Source organism: Stenotrophomonas sp. AGC87 (assembly GCF_057333975.1).
In genome coordinates this window covers 179,737-198,638 of the sequence record NZ_JBHFHW010000029.1, presented here as the reverse complement: position 1 = coordinate 198,638, position 18,902 = coordinate 179,737, and the positions used below count along the sequence as shown (strand labels likewise).

The window sequence follows — 18,902 nt, the reverse complement described above, 5'->3', positions numbered from 1 at the left end:
CATCGTTCTGTCACGCACGGGCCGCACAGTAATCGCCCACCGGGCCGCCCTGCGCGGCCCGGTTCCATTTCGGGGGCGGCAGCATGACGGCAGTGGCAGAACATAGGTGTGGGTGGAGAGCGCGGCTGCACCGATGGTGGCAGCAGGCCCGCCGCTGGAGCGTGTTGGGTGGGCTGGTCGTGGCGGGCGCCGCCACGGCCGCCGATGCCGCGCCTGCGCACTGGATGGCCTATGCCGCGCAGTCGGGTGAGGTGCTCTCGCAGCGCCTGAGCAACACCGGCGATCCGCGCGTTGAGCGGTTGCAGGCCCGTCTTGCCGAGCGCAAGGATCCGGGGGCCGCGCTGACCGTGTCGTTGTGGATCGATACCACCGGCAACATCATCGATAGCCGCTTCGCCTCACTGGGCGATGCCGTGGCAGATGCCGAGCTGAGTGCGCTGCTCAGTGCTGCGCCGTTGCCCGCCGCACCGCCGCCGGACATGCGCCAGCCGTTGAATCTTGGGCTTTCACTCATCCCCACTGCGGCCGGCGACACGCCTATCCCCTGAGCGTCATCGTCCGGGCCTGACCGGTGGTGGCGGCGGTGGCGGACGCTGTGGTTGGGTGGATATTCCGAAGGTATTGCCCATGCGTTGCTGGGTGGCCGCGCGATGGGCCAGCCCCAGCGCCGATGGCGGCTGGCGGACGATCAGCAGGGAGCCGGGTGCCTGTGCGGGTGCCGCCGAGGCCGCCGCAGGCGCGAGCAGCCGGCTGAAGCAATCGTAATCACGGATGCGCTCGCCGTTGACCTCCACCTCGATGCACGCGGGCGGCGGGTCGGTCTGCGCGCGGGCAACCCAGGGCACCACCAGCAGGGCGATGCACAGGCCCGCCGTGGCGGGTGATCGAGGGCTCGGCATGGGTGTCACCGCTCTGCAATGAAGCCGACCTAACGTGACCGGCTTGGCGTTGTGATGCTGGCGCGTCTTGCATGCAGTTTTATGACACCGGGGCGCATGACCAACAGGGGCGGGCAGACAGGCGCACGGGCAACCGACGCGGATACCGTCTGCGTCGCTGCAACTGGCTCCTCATCCTGCTGGCGATGGCCTGGCCGCCGAAGATGACGCTGGCGCAGGACATCCTCGATGCCACGCACACGCAATACACGTTCGATGTTCCGGCGCAGCCGCTGCCGGAGGCCTTGCAGTCCTATGGGGAGATCACCGGGGTGGCGGTACTGATCGATGCCCGATTGTTGGGTGGCCTGCGTTCGGCTACGGTCTCAGGGCGATATGCGCCGCACGACGCATTGCAGCGGATGCTGACCGGAACGGGGTTGGCCCCGCATTTCGTGGAAAGCGGCGCGTTCACGCTGGTCCCGGTGGGTTCGGTGGCGGATGCCGATGACGCGTTGCCCGACACCACGCCCGTGAGCACGCCATCGTTGCCGGAGCGAACCCGCCAGCGCGGTGCCCGCGTCATCCAGCAATCGCTGGAACAAGCGCTGTGCAGCGCGGCGTTGACCCGGCCGGGCGCGTACCGGGCGAGCCTGCGCTTTTGGCTGACCGACGCGGATCGTCGTATCCGCGCCCCTGAATTGCTGGACTCCACCGGCGACACCCAGCGCGACGCGGCGATCCTCCGACGGCTGCGCGACCTGCCGTTGCCGGGGCTGCCAGCCGACCTGCCGCAACCGATCACCCTGCTGTTGCTGCCCGAAACACCGGGCGCGACGCCGCCGTGCCGGAGCCGGTGATGAGCGGTCTGCGCACCCTGTTCCTGGATCACTACGAAGCCTTCCGCAAGCGCCTGCGGCGCCGGCTGGGCTCGGATGACCTGGCCATGGATGCGCTGCAGGAGACCTGGCTGCGGGTGGAGCGCATGGGCAGCACACAGCCGCAGCGCAATCCGGTGGCCTACCTGTTCCGCATGGCGGTCAATGCCGCGACCGATCAGCGCATCGCCCACGGCCGGGTGCTGACCGGTGCCGAGGTGGAGGCGCTGATGGACGAAGCCCCGGATTACCTGGACCCGTCCGATGTGGCGCATGGCCAGGCCGAGATCGCGGCACTGGCCGATGCCCTGCGCGAGCTGCCCGAGCGCCAGCGCGCCATCCTGATCGCCGCGCGCATCGACCAGCAGCCGATCGACACCATCGCCGACCAGCACGGGGTCTCCTCGCGGATGATTGGCAAGGACCTCAAGAAGGCGCTGCAGCACTGCGCAGGTCGGCTGGACCGGCCGCTCGTGCAGCGTTTCGGTCCCGGGGCGGGAAAACCGTCATGACTGATATGAAGACCTCCGTATCCCCATCGCCCGCTGATGTGCAGGCGCAAGCGCATGATTGGCTGCTGCGCCTGCAGACCGGCCCGGTGACGGCTGCCGAGGCGGACGCGTTCCGCCGCTGGCGCGCGCTCGACCCCCGCCATGCCGTGGCGTTCGCCCAGGCACGCCGGCTGTGGTCGGCGCTGGCGCCGGCACTGCAGGGCAGTACGGGCCCGGCCCAGGCCACGGTGCCGAACGCCGGCGTGCCGCTGCCCGCATCCGCAACCGTCCTCCCGGTACGGCAGCGCCCCCGCCGTTTCAATCCAGGCCGCCGTGCGTTCCTGGGCAGCGCTGTGGCCGCCGCCGCGGTCGGCTGGGTGGCGGTGCAGTCGCCGCTGGGGCTGTGGCCGGCGCTGGACGCGCTGGGTGCCGACTACCGCACCGCGACCGGCGAGCGCCGCGACCTCAGCATCGGCAGCGTGGCCGTGGCCATGGCCGCGCGCACCACGATGCGTCGTCCCGCCGACGGCTCGGCCGGGATCGTGGTGAGCCAGGGCGAGGCGCAGTTCGCATTGCCGGCCTCGGCGGCTGCCGGGTTCGTGATCGGCGTTGAAGGCGCGCGGCTGTTACCCGCACCGGGTGCGCGGGTCAACGTGCGCTGTGTCGGCGGCGATATCCGCATCACCTGCCTTGCCGGGCGGGCCGAACTGGTGCGGGAGGCGCGCACCGTGGTGCTGCAGCCCTCCTGGCAGGCACGCCTGACCGTAGACCGGATCGCCTCTGTGGCGCCGGTGGCGACCGACACCATCGATGCATGGCGGCGCGGTTGGCTGGTGTTCGATGATCAACCGCTGCAGGACGTGGTCGATGAGATCAACCGCTACCGCACTGGTCGCCTTGTGCTGACCGGCAGCGCATTGCCGGCCCGGCGCGTACAGGCGCGCATTCCACTGGCGCGCATCGATACCTTCATCGATCTGGTGCGCGATGCCTATGGCGCGAAGGTGGTCAGCATGCCCGGCGGCGTCGTTCTGCTCAGTTGAGCCGCGCTCGTGCACCGCGCGAACGCGCGTGATCCAAGCATGCTCCGATGACACCGACATGACGATCAGACACCGCATCGCGATCGCGTCGTGCGCAGATGAATTTTTTGTTGCAATGGTTCAGTCGTTGTCACCCGCCCCCGTCTTATCCCTCGTAACAAGCGCAACGCATTGCACTGCCACGCTCGCTCCTGCCATGGACGGGATCGCGCTGCAGGACGGCAGCACGCGCTTGCCCTTATCAGCGAACGATATTGCGACGGGTGACAGCGATGGTGAAGCAGCAGAGCGGTTCGATCGGAAGCAGGCCCTCGCAGGTACCGCAGGTGCGCGCGCTGTCGCAGGCCATCGCGGTGTTGCTGATGGCTGGCGGCGTTGCCGCTGGCGTCAACGCGCAGCAGGCCTTCAGCCCGGCATGGTTCGCCAACAAGGGCGCGCAGCAGCAGACCGCCGCGCAGACCGGTCGCCTGCCCAACGGCATGCCATCCAACCTGGTGCGTACCGATCAACAGGCGCAGCAGGCGCGCGAGACGCTCAAGACGTCGCTGGAGAACCTCAACACTGCCGCGCAGGCGATCGCCATGCAGCAGCGCATGCAGCAGACCGCCCGCGATGCGGCGCGGCGGCGCGCCGGCCAGGTGCCCGATGGGCTGGGCGAGGGCGGGCTGAAGATCGATGACGACGCCCTGACGCGCGGCTGGTTCAACGCCAGCGCCCCCACCCAGAGCAGCAAGGACGGCACCACCACCGTCAGCATCGCGCAGACCGGCGACAAGGCCATCCTCAACTGGGAGACCTTCAACGTCGGTCGCAACACCGTGGTCGATTTCGACCAGCAGGCGAGCTGGTCGCTGCTCAACCGGGTCAATGATCCCAATGCGCTCCCGTCGCAGATTCTCGGCCGCATCCAGGGCCAGGGCACGGTGATGCTGGTCAACCGCAATGGCGTGGTGTTCGACGGCAGCAGCCAGGTCAACGTCAAGAACCTGGCCGCCTCGGCGGTCAACATCAGCGATGCGCAGTTCCGCAAGGGTCTGTACAGCGACGCGCAGGGCAATGCCTACATCCCGACCTTCGGCAATGAACTGACCACCACCGCCAACAGCTTCGCCCACGGCGCGGCTACCGGCGACGTAGTGGTGGAGCGCGGCGCGCAGATCACCACGGCAGTCCCCACCTCGGTCACCGAAGGCGGCGGCTACGTGCTGCTGCTCGGCCGCCAGGTGCACAACCACGGCCAGATCACCACCGCCAACGGCCAGACCACGCTGGCCGCCGGCGATGCGTTCGTGATCCGCAAGGGCATGGGCACCGACCAGAACCAGACCTCCACGACCCGTGGCAACGTCGTCACCACGCTGCGCAAGCCGGTGGCAGCCGATGCTGCCGTCGGCCCCGCCAGCGGTGTGGTCAGCAACAGTGGCCTGATCCAGGCGACCACCGGCGACATCACCCTGGCCGGCCATGATGTGCGCCAGCAGGGTGCGCTGGTCTCGACCAGCTCGGTGAACACCCGTGGCACCGTCCACCTGCAGACCGAGCGCAAGGACGTGGAGGGCAACGTCACGCTCGGCGCGGGCAGCCTGACCGTGATCGCCCTCGACGACACGGCGACCACCGCACTGGATGTCCAGCGCGAGACGTTGATGCTGGACGCGGTCAATGCCGGCGACGGTATCCAACATCGGCGCGATCAGTCACTGGTGCAGATCATCAGTGGTGGAGATATCGATATCGAGGGTGGGAGCCTCACCCTGGCCACTGGCGGCCAGGTGATGGTTGATGCGGTGGGCAGCAGCAACGTCGCCGATGGCGCGCGTATCGACGTGTCCGGGCATGTCGGCGTCAAGATCGCGATGGAAGCCAACAACGTCCAGATCAACGTACAGGGCAACGAACAACGCGACGCATCGGTCAACCGCGACGACAAGTCCCTCAACAGCAAGAACATCTGGTTGGACCGCCGCGATCTGGTCCTGGTCCCGGCTGGCACCAACGGCTATGAGACCGACCGCTGGTACACCGCCGGTGGTCTGCTGGAAGTCGGGGGATACCTGGGTGTCACCGGCCATGGCATCGGCGAATGGTCCGCGCAGGGTGGCACGGTGCAGTTCTCAGGCGGCAACCTGACGACGCAGCGGGGCTCCAGCATCAATCTGTCCGGCGGCACGCTGGACGTCCAGACCGGCTATATCCAGCAGAGCCATCTCAAGGGCGCCGACGGCAAGCTCTACAACGCGTCCACGGCGCCCGGCGACCTGCTCTACAGCGGCCTCTATCGTGGCTTTGAAGACACGCATGCGCGATGGGGCACCACCGATTACCACTACAACCCGTTGATCGGGCGCCAGCAGCAGCTGGAGAACGGCTATGTGGTCGGCCGGGATGCAGGTCGGCTGGTGATCGCCACACAATCGGCAGCACTCGCCGGTGACGTGGAAACCACGACCTTCCAGGGCGACCGTCAGATCCGCGCGCGTGAAAAGGACCTGGATGGCTATCTGCAGGCGCAGACGGCAGTGGCGCGCAATGGCCAGTTGATCATCGGCCAGCTCACTGCGATCAATGACAAAAACACCCGGGGTCTTACGTACTCGCCCTCGGCCATCACCTCTCGGGTGATGATCGGTGGTGCTGCTCCGGATGGGGACGCCGGCGAGACGACCACTGTATCGCCAGCGGTGCACCTGGATGCGGCCTGGCTCAATGAGCTTGCATTGGGCAGGCTGCTGGTACTTGCCCGCGACAGCGTGAACGTGGAGGAAGCGATACAGGTCGCTGCCGGCGGCGGGATCGGGCTGCACGCCGTCGATGTGCAGGTCGATGCGGATCTTGTGGCACGGGGCGGGTCCATCGCCCTGGGTGACCAGGTGTCCCAGTGGACGCCCTCCAATGGGTGGCTGGACAGCCCGATCGCCGCACCGCGCACAGGCACCCGCGCGCGCACCGCCCTTGGCGAGGACGTGCTGCTTGACGCGCGGGGTATCTGGAACAACCTGCAGGCCACCGCAGAGGGGATTGCTGGATTGCCCTTCATCGACGGCGGCTCCATCACGCTGCACGGCAGCGATGATGTCGTGGTATCGCGTGGCGCGCGCCTGGATGTTTCCTCGGGCGCCACGCTCAAGGCCAACGATGCGCTGGAGGGTGGCCGGGGCGGCGACGTGTCGGTGATTGCCAACGGTCGCTTTGCCGTCGGCACGGATGCTGCGCCGGCGGGCCAGCTGACGCTGGAGGGTGAACTGCGCGGTCATGGCATCAAGGGCGGCGGCACGCTGCGCCTGCAGACGGGCAACGCCGTCGTCATCGGTGGCCAAGTTGCCGGCAGCGATGGAATGCTGCGTGCGGGTGAGGCCTCCCCGGTCGATCTGATCGCGGCGGAGGGCATCCAGATCACCGCAGGCAGCGTGCTGCCGGTGGACTATCACTACACGCGTGTACAAGCGGGCGCAGGGGAATCCATCGGCACCCAGCCCGTGGTGAATCCGGCCGATCCAGCGAGCCATCTGACATTGCAGGCGCCATGGACGCTGCCCAAGCCGCTGGGCAGCAACGACAGCTACGTTGTGCGTACCAGCACCGGGTTGGCCTATTCGGTGAGCTTCTGGTCCGCGCCGGTCGTGCTGCCCGCAGGTACGGTGATCAATCAGATCACCACCAACCTGGGGGGATTCCCGGTCAACTACGTGGTGCCGGGCGACGCATTCCCACGTGGCATCGGTGTCCAGCCAAGCGCGGCCATGATCCGTGCCGGCACGATCGCGGCCACCGATCTGCTCCTGCCTGCAGGCACCCGTATCGGCGCCGGTAACGTGTTGGCGCAGGATGTCGCCGTGGCCCGTCCCTTCCAGCTGGATGTGGGGGTGTTCGACCGCGGCTTCTCGCGCTACGAGGTGACCGGCCACCAGAGTCTGGCGGTGGCCCCGACTGCCGATCTCCGCGTGACCATGCCGGTGCTGCGGGTGAATCCGCTGCTCGCCCGTGGCCTGTCCACGGACAGTGAACCGGAGGGCGCACTGCAGACCTGGTTGGCGCCGGAGTTCACGGCCGACGTTGCCAAGGGCACGTTGTCCCAGCGCCGTGGCGCGGACCTTCAATTGACGGCGGGGTATGGCATCGGCTCCATCGCCTCGTTGTCGATCGGGCGTGGCGCGCACCTGCAGGTGGACAGCGGCCGCAGCATCGGCCTCACCACGGGCGGGCAGATGACGGTCGAGGGCACGCTGCAGGCCAATACGGGTCAGATCAATCTGCTGGACCATGGATTCGGCCAGGAGGGCGCCTCGGCGAAGGGTCACGATCGCTCGTTCTGGATCGGTGAACAGGCCCTGCTTGATGTGTCCGGTGCGGCCCATTCGGGAATCGACGCGGCCGGGCAGCGCTTTGGCGAGGTAACGGACGGCGGACGCATCCAGATCGGTGGCCGATACGATCCCGATGCCACGGCGGCGGATGGCGTGGATGCCTTCGTCGTGGTGCGCCCGGGGGCCCGCCTGGAAGCGTCCGGTGCTGCCGCTACCGTGGACCTGCCGCAGTTGGGCGCCACCCCGTTGGCCAGCGATGGCGGCGTCGTCCATCTGGCCAGCTTCAACGGCCTGTTCCTGGATGGATCGATGCGCGCAGCGGCAGGTGGCCAGGGGGCTGCGGGCGGCACGCTGTCGGTGACGCTGGAGACGCCGAACTACCTGAACACGGACGTTCCCGATGCCCGCGTGCGCTCGCTTCGCGAAATGGTCATGGCGCAGGCGCACCCCGGCTCAGGGTTGGCGACCGACCTGAGGCCAGGCCAGGCGGATCCGGCCATGCAGTACGGCCAAGGCGCGCTCGGGGTCGACCAGGTGCAGGCCGGTGGCTTCGGCACCCTGGGTGTACTGGTCAGCGGCGTGCTCAGCTTCCAGGACAGGGTCGATCTGACGCTGGGCCAGAGTCTGCGTCTGATCAGCAACTCGCTCAGCCTGGCCGAGGAGAGTGTGTCCGGTGCACAGGTCACGTTGGCTGCGCCCTATGTCCGGTTGGCCGGCAGCACCCGTACCGCCAAGGATCACCACACGCTGCCGCTGCCTGATATCACGCGTCTGCCGCTGGTGCTGGATGACACCCACCTGCGCGTGGACGCCAGCACGATCGACATCCTGGAGAGTGTGGCCTTTGGCACCTCGGGCCAGCTGTCCCAGGTCACCGGCAAGATCGAAGTGCAGCGGAGTGGCTTCGATACGGTGGAGCTGCGCAGTGAAGGCGATCTGCGCCTGCTCAAGTCGAAAGTGCGTGATCGCACCTCGCTCGATACGGTCGGCAATCTGGTCATGGCTGCCAGCCAGATCTACCCGGCAACCAACGCGATCACGGAGATCCGCGCGGGCAAGGTGGGCCGTGTCGATACGGACGGACAATTCAAGGCTGCGTATGACCCGGACCGCCACCTGCGTATAGAGCGGACAGCCGGCGCCGAGCCGGCGATGCCGCTGAGCGCCTTCGGCAGCCTGCGGTTGATGTCGGCAAACATCGAACAGGGCGGCGTGCTGCGCGCACCGCTGGGCAGCCTCATTCTAGGCCAGTCCGAGAACAGCGCCATCGCCACTGGCGCCCGGGTCCACCTGCAGCCGGGCAGCATCAGCTCCACCAGCGGTGCTGGGCTGAGACTGCCTTATGGCGGTACCAAGGACGGGCTCACCTATGTCTACGACGGCATCGACGCCGTCTACAAAGGCATTGGCGGCGACGGTGCCGAACTCGGTGGTGTCACCCTGCGCGGCGAGCAGATCGTGGTGGATGCGGGGGCGGTGATCGATCTGACCGGCGGCGGCGAGCTGAGCGGCGCGGCGTTCTTGAGCGGTCGGGGCGGCTCTACGGATGCTCGCCTGCACCCGCTGGTACAGATCGCGCCCCATGGCGAAGGATTCGTGCTGCCAGGGCTGTCCACCAATCCGGTCTACGCGATCATGCCCGGGGCTCAGCCAGGAGCGGCGCCGGTCGCCGCCGAGAAGGGGGCCGGCGATCCGGCCATCGGCCGCCAGATCCAGATCGGCGAGGGCGTTCCCGGGCTGCCCGCCGGCACTTATACGTTGCTGCCGTCCACGTATGCCCTGATGCCGGGTGCTTTCCGTGTGGAGGTCAACGGCCTGGCCGAGAGCCACGCTCGGTTTGGCGCCAGCACGGCCATGCGCAATGGTTCCTGGACCACCTCGGCGCGTTTCAGCACAGCCAATACGCAGATCCAGGATTCGGTCAACGCGCAGGTCATCGTAACGTCGGCGGATACGCTGCGGCAGTACTCGCAGTACAACGAAACCAGCTACGCGCAGTTCGGCCTGGACTGGGCGCTGCGTGATGGCGCACCGCGGCCGCGCCTGGAACGCGACGCCGGCCGATTGACGTTGGATCTGGGCATGCGGCCGATCGACGACCCGGGGGTGACGATCGCGCCTGGCACGGTCACCCAGGCGCCTGCCACGGGCGGCTTCGGCAGCGAACTGGTCGTACTGAGCAACGCGCGGGCGATCGAACTGCTGGGACCGGGTCAATCCCCGACCGTCGACTTCGATGGCCTTTCGCTGCACGCCGATTCGATCAACGCGATCGGCGCCAACACCGTCACCATCGGCGGCACGCCGACCTCGCTGTTCCAGCTCAACCGCATCACCCAGAACGCCTACAAGGTGGGCTTCGGTAATGTCTACAACGCCGCCCACAGCATCGTGATGCGCGAAGGTGCGGAACTAAGCGCCGCACAGGTGTTTCTGGTAACCGGCAAGAAGGATGGCGGCATCACCCTGGAGCAGGGCGCGACCATCACCACCCTGGGTCGCGGCGATGCGGCATGGGATTCCCGTGCCGGTTACATGTTCGACCCGGGCCAGGCCTCGGTGCTGGCCGTGTCCAATGGCTGGCTGGACATGCTGGCGCCGACGCTCAGCAACGATGTCCGCTCGGGCCAGGGCGACATACGTATCGGCGTATGCGTCACGGAAGCCGCATGCACCGGCAGCGCCGCGCTATACGCCGGTGGCACACTCACCGCCGCAACGACGGCTCGATTCGAGCTGGCCGAATCCGCGCGCTATGGCGCGCGCAATCTGGTGCTGGCGGTGGGCAGCATCAACGTCGGTAGCACCGCCGCGCTGGCAAGACTGGCGACCGATGGCCTGCTGCCACCGGGACTGACACTGAACCAGCAGGTGCTGGATCGTCTGCTGCGGGGTGATACGAGCACGGGTGCGCCGGCGTTGGAGCGGCTGGTGCTGACGGCGGCCGATTCGGTCAACTTCTACGAATCGGTGCAGCTCTCCACGCTCGACAGCGCCGGTAAGTCCACGCTGGACGAACTGGTGCTCACGACCCCGGCGATCCATGGCTTCGGTAGCGTCGATGACGTTGCACGCATCCAGACCGACTCGCTGGTCTGGAATGGCAGCGCTGCGCCTGCAGGTGCCGTGGTGGCTGGGGGAGCCGGAACGGGCAGCGGCCAACTGGAGATCGATGCGCGCCAGATCGTGTTTGGCTATGCAGAGCAGAGCCAGCCCAATACGGTGGCCTCGCACGACCGCCGTACCTTGGGCTTTGCCACGGTGGCGCTCAATGCCAGCGAGCGGATCACCGCCAATCACCAGGGCAGCCTCGCAGTACACCAGACACAGGGAGGCTGGGACGCTCAGCAACACGCGTTCGGCTACAGCGGCGGTGATCTGCGGATCAGTACGCCGCTGCTCACCGGCAAGGCAGGCTCGGTGAATCACATCAGCGCGGGCGGCAACATTTCCGTGAGCGCACCGCAAGGCAGCACCCGCACGCCCGTCGACAATGCCGCGCTGACCGGTGCGCTGGGCGCGGAGCTTTCGCTTGACGCCGGTGCAGCGTTGACTCTGGACACCGCAATGCTGCTGCCCAGCGGAAAGCTGTCGCTCACCGCCCAGCGCGACCTCGTGCTGGATGCCGGTGCGCAGCTGGACCTTGCCGGACGCAGGATGGATTTCTTCGACGTCAGCCGCTACAGCTGGGGTGGCGATGTCAATCTCCTGAGCCACGGCGGCAATATCCTCCAGGCGGCGGATTCGCGCATCGATGTCTCTGCGGTCAACAATCGCGCTGGCCGACTCAGTGCGTTCGCCCTCGATGCCGCGGCCGGCACCGTCACGCTGGCTGGCCAGCTCAGCGGTGGCAGCAGCGGCCGCTACGACGCCGGCGGCACCTGGGTGCCCTACGCCAGCGGCTATCTGGATCTGCGTGCACAGCACATCGGCGACTTCGCAGGCCTCAACACGCGCCTCAACCAGGGGCAGTTCTTCGGCGGCCGCAGTATCCAGCTCAAGCAGGGCGATCTGGTCATCGGCGATGAGTTCAAAGCACGTGAGATCAATCTCTCCGTGGACAACGGACACCTGCGGGTCAACGGGCGTATCGATGCCAGTGGTGAGCAGGTCGGCAGCATCCGCCTGGCGGCCTCGCAGGGCGTCACGCTCGCCGGCAGCGCCATGCTCGACGCACACGCCAGCGTGTTGCGCAGGGATAGTTACGGTCAGGCCATCGACGCGCCCAACCGTGCGGTGATCGAGATCGATTCGGGTCAAGGCGTGCTGTTGATCGCTGGTGGCGCACGGCTGGACCTCGGCGTCACCGGCGCGGACCGGAACTTCGGCACCGTCGCGTTGAACGCCCCGCGTCTGGGTGGCGCGCGCGGCAACGACATCGCCATCGATGCAGTGGCGCCGGTCCGTATCGATGGCGCCCGCTCGGTCACCGTCAATGCCTTCCAGCGCTACGACGATGCCGCCATCGGCACCGACACGACTACGGACGGGCGCACCTACCAGGTGATCGACCAGGCCTACCTGGACGGAAAACATGCCGACAGCGTTGCGTTCATCGACAACGCCTTGGCCAACCCGGCGTTGATCGATGGCAAGCTGGCGGGATTGCGCGCTTACGGCGACCAGTTCCACCTGCGCCCGGGTGTGGAAATCGTCACCAGCGGTGATCCAACGCGCAATGCCGACGGCAATCTGCATGTCGATGGCGACATCGACCTTTCCGGCCATCGCTACGCCAGCCTGAATCCGGCCACCCGGAAGACTGCGGTGTACGGCTCCGGCGAAGCCGGCGCACTGGTGCTGCGTGCCGCTGGTGACCTGGCGGTGTTTGGCAGCATCAGCGATGGGTTCGACGGCTCGCGCCTGACCCTGGGGACCACGCCGGATGATCGGGGCTGGGTCCTTCCGCAGGGACGTCTGCCTTTCGGCGGGGAGGTGCTCATTCCGCATGGCGGCGTGGTGACACTGGATACCGGGACCAGCTTCCAGCTTGGCCATGTGCTGAACTTTGACGTGCCCGCCGCTGCGATGACCTTGCCCGCAGGGGCAGTGCTGCCATCAACCATGGTGCTGGACGGACCACTGTTGCTCGCCCCGGGCGTGGTGCTCGGCGCAGCCATCCGGGACGCCGACGGCGCGGTACTGCATGCGGCCGGCAGCGTTGTAACCGCGGCAGTGACCCTGCCGACGGGCACCCGACTGGACGCCGGATTCCAACTGCCGGCGGATGCGCGCGTTGCCGCAGGCATCTGGCCGGCGGGCGCGACGTTGCCGGTGGGCATGCAGTTGGCGCAGCCGCTGCTGCTGGCCAAGGGCGCGATCCTTCCCTCCGAGACCCAGGTCAAGCTGCCCGGCGGAGCGGAGATGGTCAATCTGCGCCCGGCCGATGCAGATGGAAACCAGGGCCGCACCTGGGCGTTGGCCCCGATGCTGCCCGCCGGCTCGCGCTCGTTCGACCTGCGTCTGGTGGCCGGCGCGGATCTGGACGCTGCCGACAATCGTGCCGTTGCTGCCAGCGGGACCGGCACGTTGCGTCTGGGTGACAGCCATTACGGCATGGGCAGTGAGCTCAGCCCGATCCCCGGCACCGGTTCGCCGGCGATCTATCGCTGGTCCGAGAATCTCGACGTCGAGCAGTGGGAAATGATGGGCATGCCGTTCGTGCTGGTGCCCGGCGCGATCATCGCGCAGGAGGACCTGGATATCCTGTTCCTGTGGGGGTTCATCGGTGAGAATCCGCTGGAGCTCAATGACTGGGGACTGGGCGATACCATCGCGCAGGAAAGCGAAGGCACCGCGCCGGATTACGAAAACCGCGCGCGCCCCGCGCGCGAGCAACTGTTCAGTGTGCTGCGCACCGGTACCGGCGATCTTGATCTGGTGTCCGGTGGCGATCTGCAGATGCGCTCGCTGTATGGCATCTACACGGCCGGCACTGCATCGGCAGCCACGGTGGGCAGCGACGGACGTGACCCCTACAACCTGCCGCGTGGCCTGCTCACCGATGGCAGCCTTCTGTGGAAAAAGGAAGGCACGGCCTACCAGCATCTGGTGGATGGTGGCGAGCAGAGCCTCTACAGCGCCTGGTATCCCGATCAGGGCGGCAACGTGCTGCTTCGCGCCGGTGGCGATATTCATGGCGATCTGGTCGGTTCCGGCGGCGACATCCGGCCGGACCTTCCGTTGGGTATGGTGCGTGCCCAGATCGGCACGGCTGCAGTGGCCAACTGGCTGTGGCGGCAGGGGACCGGGAGTGTCACCACCGGGGCCGAGGGAACGCCGGCGGCGTGGTGGATCAACTTCGGCACGTATGTGCCTGGAATGGTGGATGGCACCTACTACCCTTACGAGCGGGATCTGTTCATCAACGACCCGTACCTGGTCGGCTTCACCGGCGTAGGTACGCTGGGCGGCGGCAACCTGGTGGTCGAGGCGCGAGGCAATGCCGGCATCATGACGGCGCGCGGTGATGCGAAGGACAACATCAACGGCGGGATCGGCCAGGCGAACTTCGCGCCTCGCAGCCAAGGCCTGAATCTGGCCGTGGCAAGCACCGGCCGCATGAACGCTTCGGGCGAGCTGATACTGACCGGCGGCGGCGATCTGGATCTGCGGCTGGGCGGCAGCCTCAACCCCAATGCCGGCATCCGCCAGAACGACCATGATCTCAACAGCACCCTGGTCAACCTGCGCGGTGCGCTGCGGGTGGAGGCCGGCGCACTCGGCGGGCTGGAGTTGCGATACGGCGTGGCCGACCACCTGGACTCGCGCGGCGGTGATCCGTTCAGCGCCGGCCGTGCCTACGCGGGCGGTGGCCCGGTGCTGGTCCTTGGCGATGCAGCAGCGAAGCTGGATACGCGCGGTGACCTGGTGCTGGGCGGCGTTGCCGATGCGGGCCGTACCAAGCTGCTCAATTCCACCCCGTTCACCTACGACGGGCAGTACCACGCGGGCCTTGGCTGGAGCGCGTTCTCGCTGTGGACGCCGGCAACCAGCGTCGATCTCTTCAGTGCCGGCGGCAACCTGACACCGACCACGGACTGGGCCGAAGGCGGTACGCACGAAGATGTGGCGGTTGGCCGCCGCGGCGGAAACGCATCGGGCACCTACGATGGCAGCTTCTATCCGTCCATCCTGCGGGCCGCAGCCGCCAACGGCAGCATGTACTACGGCGTCGGTACCGCCGCATTACGCAACAACTTCGGCACTACGCCACTGCGCATCCTGCGTGGCCTCACGTTGGCGCCCTCGCCGCAGGGCAGCCAATTCACCAACGTCACTGGCACCGGTGAGCTGAGTCTGCTGGCCGGTGGGTCGATCTTTGCCGGCGGCTACGCCATCACCGCGTCCACGGCGGATCCGGCAGGGTTGAGCAGCCCGTACCGTCCGGCGTTCCTGGGCATCACCGCGCAGACTGGCGGTGGTCAGTACGGCTTCGATCCGGTGCAGGTACACAACGCGGCCCCGGCCAATGTCGGCTTCAACGACTGGATCAGCGATGGCAATGGACGCCTGAGCAACGCCTCCCTGCTGAACTTCGGCAGCCAGGCCACGTCAGGCTACGCCGGGGTAGGCCAGCAGCCTGCCCGCTACTACGCCGTAGACGGCGACATCGTCGGCCTGCGCATGGGCCAGGTGGCCGCACTGGGCTTCCAAGGGCGCGACGGTGACCGCTACGACGGCTCGATTCCCGTCGCAGTGCGTGCGGGCCGCGACATCAGTGACAGCGGTACCCGGCTCGGCCAGAAGGACACCGTGGGCGAGGGCCGTGGCAATCTCATCGCTCATGGCCACGCCGATGACATCTCAGTCGTGGAGGCTGGCCGTGATATCCGTGCCAGCAGCTTCTACGTCGCCGGCCCAGGCCTGCTGGAAGTCACCGCCGGTCGCAACGTGTATCTGGCCGACAAGGGCGAGATCAAATCCCTCGGTGCAGTGGTTGACGTGAAGCCGGGCGACCGCAGCAACGGCGCCAGCATTGTGGTGGCCGCTGGCATGGGTGCGGGTGCGAACTGGAACGGGTTCGCGGATCGCTATCTGGATGCGGCCAATCTCGCCGATCCTGATCGCCCGCTGGCCGACCAGACCGGCAAGGCGGTGACCCTCTACAACGGGTCGTTGTCGCTGACCGGCTGGTTGCGCAAGGAGTTCGGCTACAGCGGCGATGAGGCGGGTGCGGTCGCTTACCTGACGACCAAGCAGGGCGAACTGGACCAGGCCAGGCAGGCCGCTCTCGCTGACGGTGGCAGCGCGACCAATCGCTCGCTGGCCCGTGAGTACCGGTTGGAAAGCCAACTGCACCTGGTCAACTGGTTGAGCGATCGCTTCGGCGGCATCAACCGGCTGGGCGTGACGTTCAATCCCACTACGATGGATGCGCGCGCCTTCTTCGATGCGTTGCCGGCCGAGCAGCAGCGTGCCTTCCTACGTAACGTGTATTACGCCGAACTCAAGGCGGCCGGCCGCGAGTACAACGACGCCGATGGCCGGCGTTTCGGCAGCTATGTACGTGGCCGCGAAGCGATCGCCACCCTGCTGCCTGGGTCGGATGGTACAGACAAGGCCGGGCGCTACCAGGGCGACCTCACCCTGTTCAGCAGTGCGCAGTACATCGATGAGTACGTCAGCACCAATGGCATCGGCAAGGATCGCCCGACGCCGGGCAAGACGTACATCAGCAAAGAAGAGTGGGTTGCCATGGGCAGGCCGGGCTACGGGGTGGCGTACTACGAAGTACTGGATGCCGGCATCCACACCCAGTTCGGCGGCGACATCCAGATCATGACCCCCGGTGGCCGCACCCTGGTGGGGATCGACGGCGGGTTCGTACCCGGCCCGGGCTCGGGCGTCATGACCCAGGGCGAGGGCGACATCGCCATCTACGCCCGCGACAGCATCCTGATGGGCCAGAGCCGTATCTTCACCACCTTCGGCGGCAACATCCTGGGGTGGTCGGCGCAAGGCGATATCAATGCGGGCCGCGGCAGCAAGACCACCGTGGTGTACACCCCGCAGCGCCGCGCGTACGACACCGTGGGCAACGTGACCCTGTCGCCGAATGCACCCAGCACCGGCGCAGGCATCGCCACGCTCAACCCGATCGCGGAGATTCCGCCGGGCGACATCGACCTGATCGCGCCGCTGGGCACCATCGATGCGGGTGAGGCCGGTATCCGGGTCTCGGGCAACGTCAACCTGGCTGCACTGCAGGTGCTCAATGCCGACAACATCCAGGTACAGGGCAAGGCGGTGGGCATTCCGGTGGTCGCGGCGGTCAACGTCAGCGCGCTGACCTCGGCCAGCGCGGCGGCGAACACCGCAGTGCAGGCGGCGCAGGAGATGGTCAAGCGCCAGACGCAGCAGACCCGCCCCTCCACCATCAGCGTGCAGGTGCTGGGCTTTGGCAGCGAAACCAGCAGCGTGGCACCGCCGAAGCACGAGGATCGCTACGACCCGGACAGCGTGGTGCAGGTGGTCGGCATGGGCGAGCTGAGCACCGAGCAGCGCGCCCGCCTCGACGCTGCGACGACGAAGCGACAGTGATGCCGACGTCTTTCCTGCCCCTGGCCAGCGTGCGTGGCCAACCCCACGCGCGCGCGCAACTGCCTTGCCGGTGCAACGGCACTGTTACCGCCGTTGCGCACGCTCACCTCCTGCGCATCTGCCTCCCTTTCCGTATTGAGAAGCCACTGATGTCTTCAATCTCCCCGGCGCTGGCACGGGCATCCCTGCCACTGGGCCTGCTCTGCGCGATCTCGCTGGCCAACGCACAGACCGCGCCTGCCGACGGCGGCGCGGCCCCGATGGCGACTCCGGCTGCCCGCGTCAACATCAACGAGTACCTGGTGCGCGGCAACACCGTGCTCGGCGCGCGCGACATCGAGCAGGCCGTCTCCCCGCATCTCGGCCCCGGCCGCACCCTGCAGGACGTCGAGGCGGCCCGTGCGGCGCTGCAGTCGGCCTACCAGGGCAAGGGCTACCAGTCGGTTTATGTGGATCTGCCCGAGCAGCAGGTCGATGGCGGCGTAGTGATCCTGCAGGTCACCGAAACCCGCATCGGCCAAGTCAAGGTGGTCGGCGCCGAGCACAACGATCCTGCACGTCTGGCCGAGCGCGTGCCGGCGCTGCAGGCAGGCGCCGTGCCGGACTTCGAGCGCGCGCAGGCGCAGCTGACCGAACTCAACCGCGGCGGCAAGCGTCAGGTCGTGCCGCTGGTCAAGCCAGGTGTTGCCGACGGCACGATGGATGTGGAGCTCAAGGTCGACGACACATCCCCTTGGCGCTACAGCGCCACGCTCAACAACGACCACAGCGTGGACACCGAGCCGCTGCGCAGCATCCTTACCGTCGGCCACGACAACCTCTGGCAGCGCGAGCACACCGCCTCGCTGACCTTCTTCGCCGCGCCGCAGGACCTGGACCAGGCCAACGTGTGGTCCGGTGCCTACGGTCTGCCGTTGGGCAGCCCGGACTGGATGCTGGATTTCTCCGGCTACCGCTCCGACAGCAACGTGGTGTCCACCGGCCAGACCAATGTCACCGGCAAGGGCCACGCGGTCGGCGTCAAGCTCAGCCACACCTTCCCGATGACGGGCGCCTGGTGGCACCAGCTCTCGGCCGGTGTCGACTTCAAGGATCTGGACGAATCGGTCGCGATGGTCGGCCAGGCCTCGGATTTCGCCCCGCTCAAGTACGCGCCGGTGACCGTGGCCTACAGCGGCTTCCGCCAGGGCACCAAGCACCAGCTCAATGTCGGCGTGCAGGCGGTGTTCGGTGCACGCAGCCTGTTCGGCTATGGCAGCACGGACGATGAGTTCGACTGGAAGCGCGCCTACGCCGATCCCAGCTTCTTCGCGCTCAAGCTGGAGCTGAGCGACACCTACACGCTGGCCAGTGGTGCGCAGTGGTTCGCGCGGCTGTCGGCGCAGATGACTGACCAGCCGCTGGTCTCCGGCGAGCAGTTCGCCGCCGGCGGCATGTTCACTACACGTGGCTATCGCTCGGCCGAAGGCATCGGCGATTACGGCGCGCTGGCCACGCTGGAATGGCGCACGCGTCCGCTCGGCCTGTGGGGCCTGCAGGACTGGCGCTTCTACGGCTTCCTCGATGGCGCCTGGCTGGGCCTGCGCCGGCCACTGCCTGAGCAGGCCGACAGCGCCGCGATGAGCGCCATCGGCGTGGGCAGCAGCCTGCGCATCGGCGAGCACTACAACCTCCGCTTCGACTACGGCCGGACGCTGCGCGACGGCCCGACCACGACCAAAGATGCCAACCGCCTGCACCTGAGCGTCGGCGCCAGCTACTGAGC

General features: G+C 67.5%; 7 protein-coding genes. 6 read left to right on the top strand and 1 reads right to left on the bottom strand.

Annotated features, from left to right (window positions below; genetic code table 11):
• Positions 1–83 precede the first annotated feature (83 nt).
• The gene (locus ACE026_RS10890; RefSeq protein ID WP_486039006.1) at positions 84–548 is read left to right on the top strand and encodes a hypothetical protein; all 465 of its coding nucleotides are present in this window, start codon (positions 84–86) and stop codon (positions 546–548) included.
• A gap of 3 nt (positions 549–551) precedes the next feature.
• Here ACE026_RS10890 and ACE026_RS10885 read toward each other — a convergent pair whose 3' ends face one another.
• Complete coding sequence (locus ACE026_RS10885; RefSeq protein ID WP_486039005.1) at positions 552–899, bottom strand: hypothetical protein; 348 nt, start codon at positions 897–899, stop codon at positions 552–554.
• 71 nt (positions 900–970) lie between these two features.
• On the opposite strand from ACE026_RS10885, the gene ACE026_RS10880 reads away from it, so the two are divergent.
• The 5 genes from ACE026_RS10880 to ACE026_RS10860 all read left to right on the top strand — a co-directional run bounded on the left by ACE026_RS10880 (position 971) and on the right by ACE026_RS10860 (position 18,900).
• On the top strand, positions 971–1,738 hold the full coding sequence (locus ACE026_RS10880; RefSeq protein WP_486039004.1) for an STN domain-containing protein: 768 nt from the start codon (positions 971–973) through the stop codon (positions 1,736–1,738).
• Positions 1,738–2,268 (top strand): RNA polymerase sigma factor, encoded by a 531-nt coding sequence (locus tag ACE026_RS10875; protein WP_486039003.1) that lies wholly within the window; start codon positions 1,738–1,740, stop codon positions 2,266–2,268. The genes ACE026_RS10880 and ACE026_RS10875 overlap by 1 nt, the downstream gene beginning before the upstream one ends.
• Positions 2,265–3,290 (top strand): FecR family protein, encoded by a 1,026-nt coding sequence (locus ACE026_RS10870; protein WP_486039002.1) that lies wholly within the window; start codon positions 2,265–2,267, stop codon positions 3,288–3,290. Before ACE026_RS10875 ends, ACE026_RS10870 begins: the two co-directional genes overlap by 4 nt.
• Before the next feature lie 272 nt (positions 3,291–3,562).
• The gene (locus ACE026_RS10865) at positions 3,563–17,137 is read left to right on the top strand and encodes a filamentous haemagglutinin family protein (protein ID WP_486039001.1); all 13,575 of its coding nucleotides are present in this window, start codon (positions 3,563–3,565) and stop codon (positions 17,135–17,137) included.
• Positions 17,138–17,286: 149 nt separating this feature from the next.
• Positions 17,287–18,900, top strand: coding sequence for a ShlB/FhaC/HecB family hemolysin secretion/activation protein (locus tag ACE026_RS10860; protein ID WP_486039000.1), 1,614 nt, complete (start codon positions 17,287–17,289; stop codon positions 18,898–18,900).
• Positions 18,901–18,902: the final 2 nt, after the last annotated feature.

What these genes read in the sequence shown, in the direction of transcription:
- ACE026_RS10890 (WP_486039006.1), top strand. Translation starts at nt 84, where the DNA reads ATGACGGCAGTGGCAGAACATAGGTGTGGGTGGAGAGCGCGGCTGCAC.
- ACE026_RS10885 (WP_486039005.1), bottom strand. Translation starts at nt 899, where the DNA reads ATGCCGAGCCCTCGATCACCCGCCACGGCGGGCCTGTGCATCGCCCTG.
- ACE026_RS10880 (WP_486039004.1), top strand. Translation starts at nt 971, where the DNA reads ATGCAGTTTTATGACACCGGGGCGCATGACCAACAGGGGCGGGCAGAC.
- ACE026_RS10875 (WP_486039003.1), top strand. Translation starts at nt 1,738, where the DNA reads ATGAGCGGTCTGCGCACCCTGTTCCTGGATCACTACGAAGCCTTCCGC.
- ACE026_RS10870 (WP_486039002.1), top strand. Translation starts at nt 2,265, where the DNA reads ATGACTGATATGAAGACCTCCGTATCCCCATCGCCCGCTGATGTGCAG.
- ACE026_RS10865 (WP_486039001.1), top strand. Translation starts at nt 3,563, where the DNA reads ATGGTGAAGCAGCAGAGCGGTTCGATCGGAAGCAGGCCCTCGCAGGTA.
- ACE026_RS10860 (WP_486039000.1), top strand. Translation starts at nt 17,287, where the DNA reads ATGTCTTCAATCTCCCCGGCGCTGGCACGGGCATCCCTGCCACTGGGC.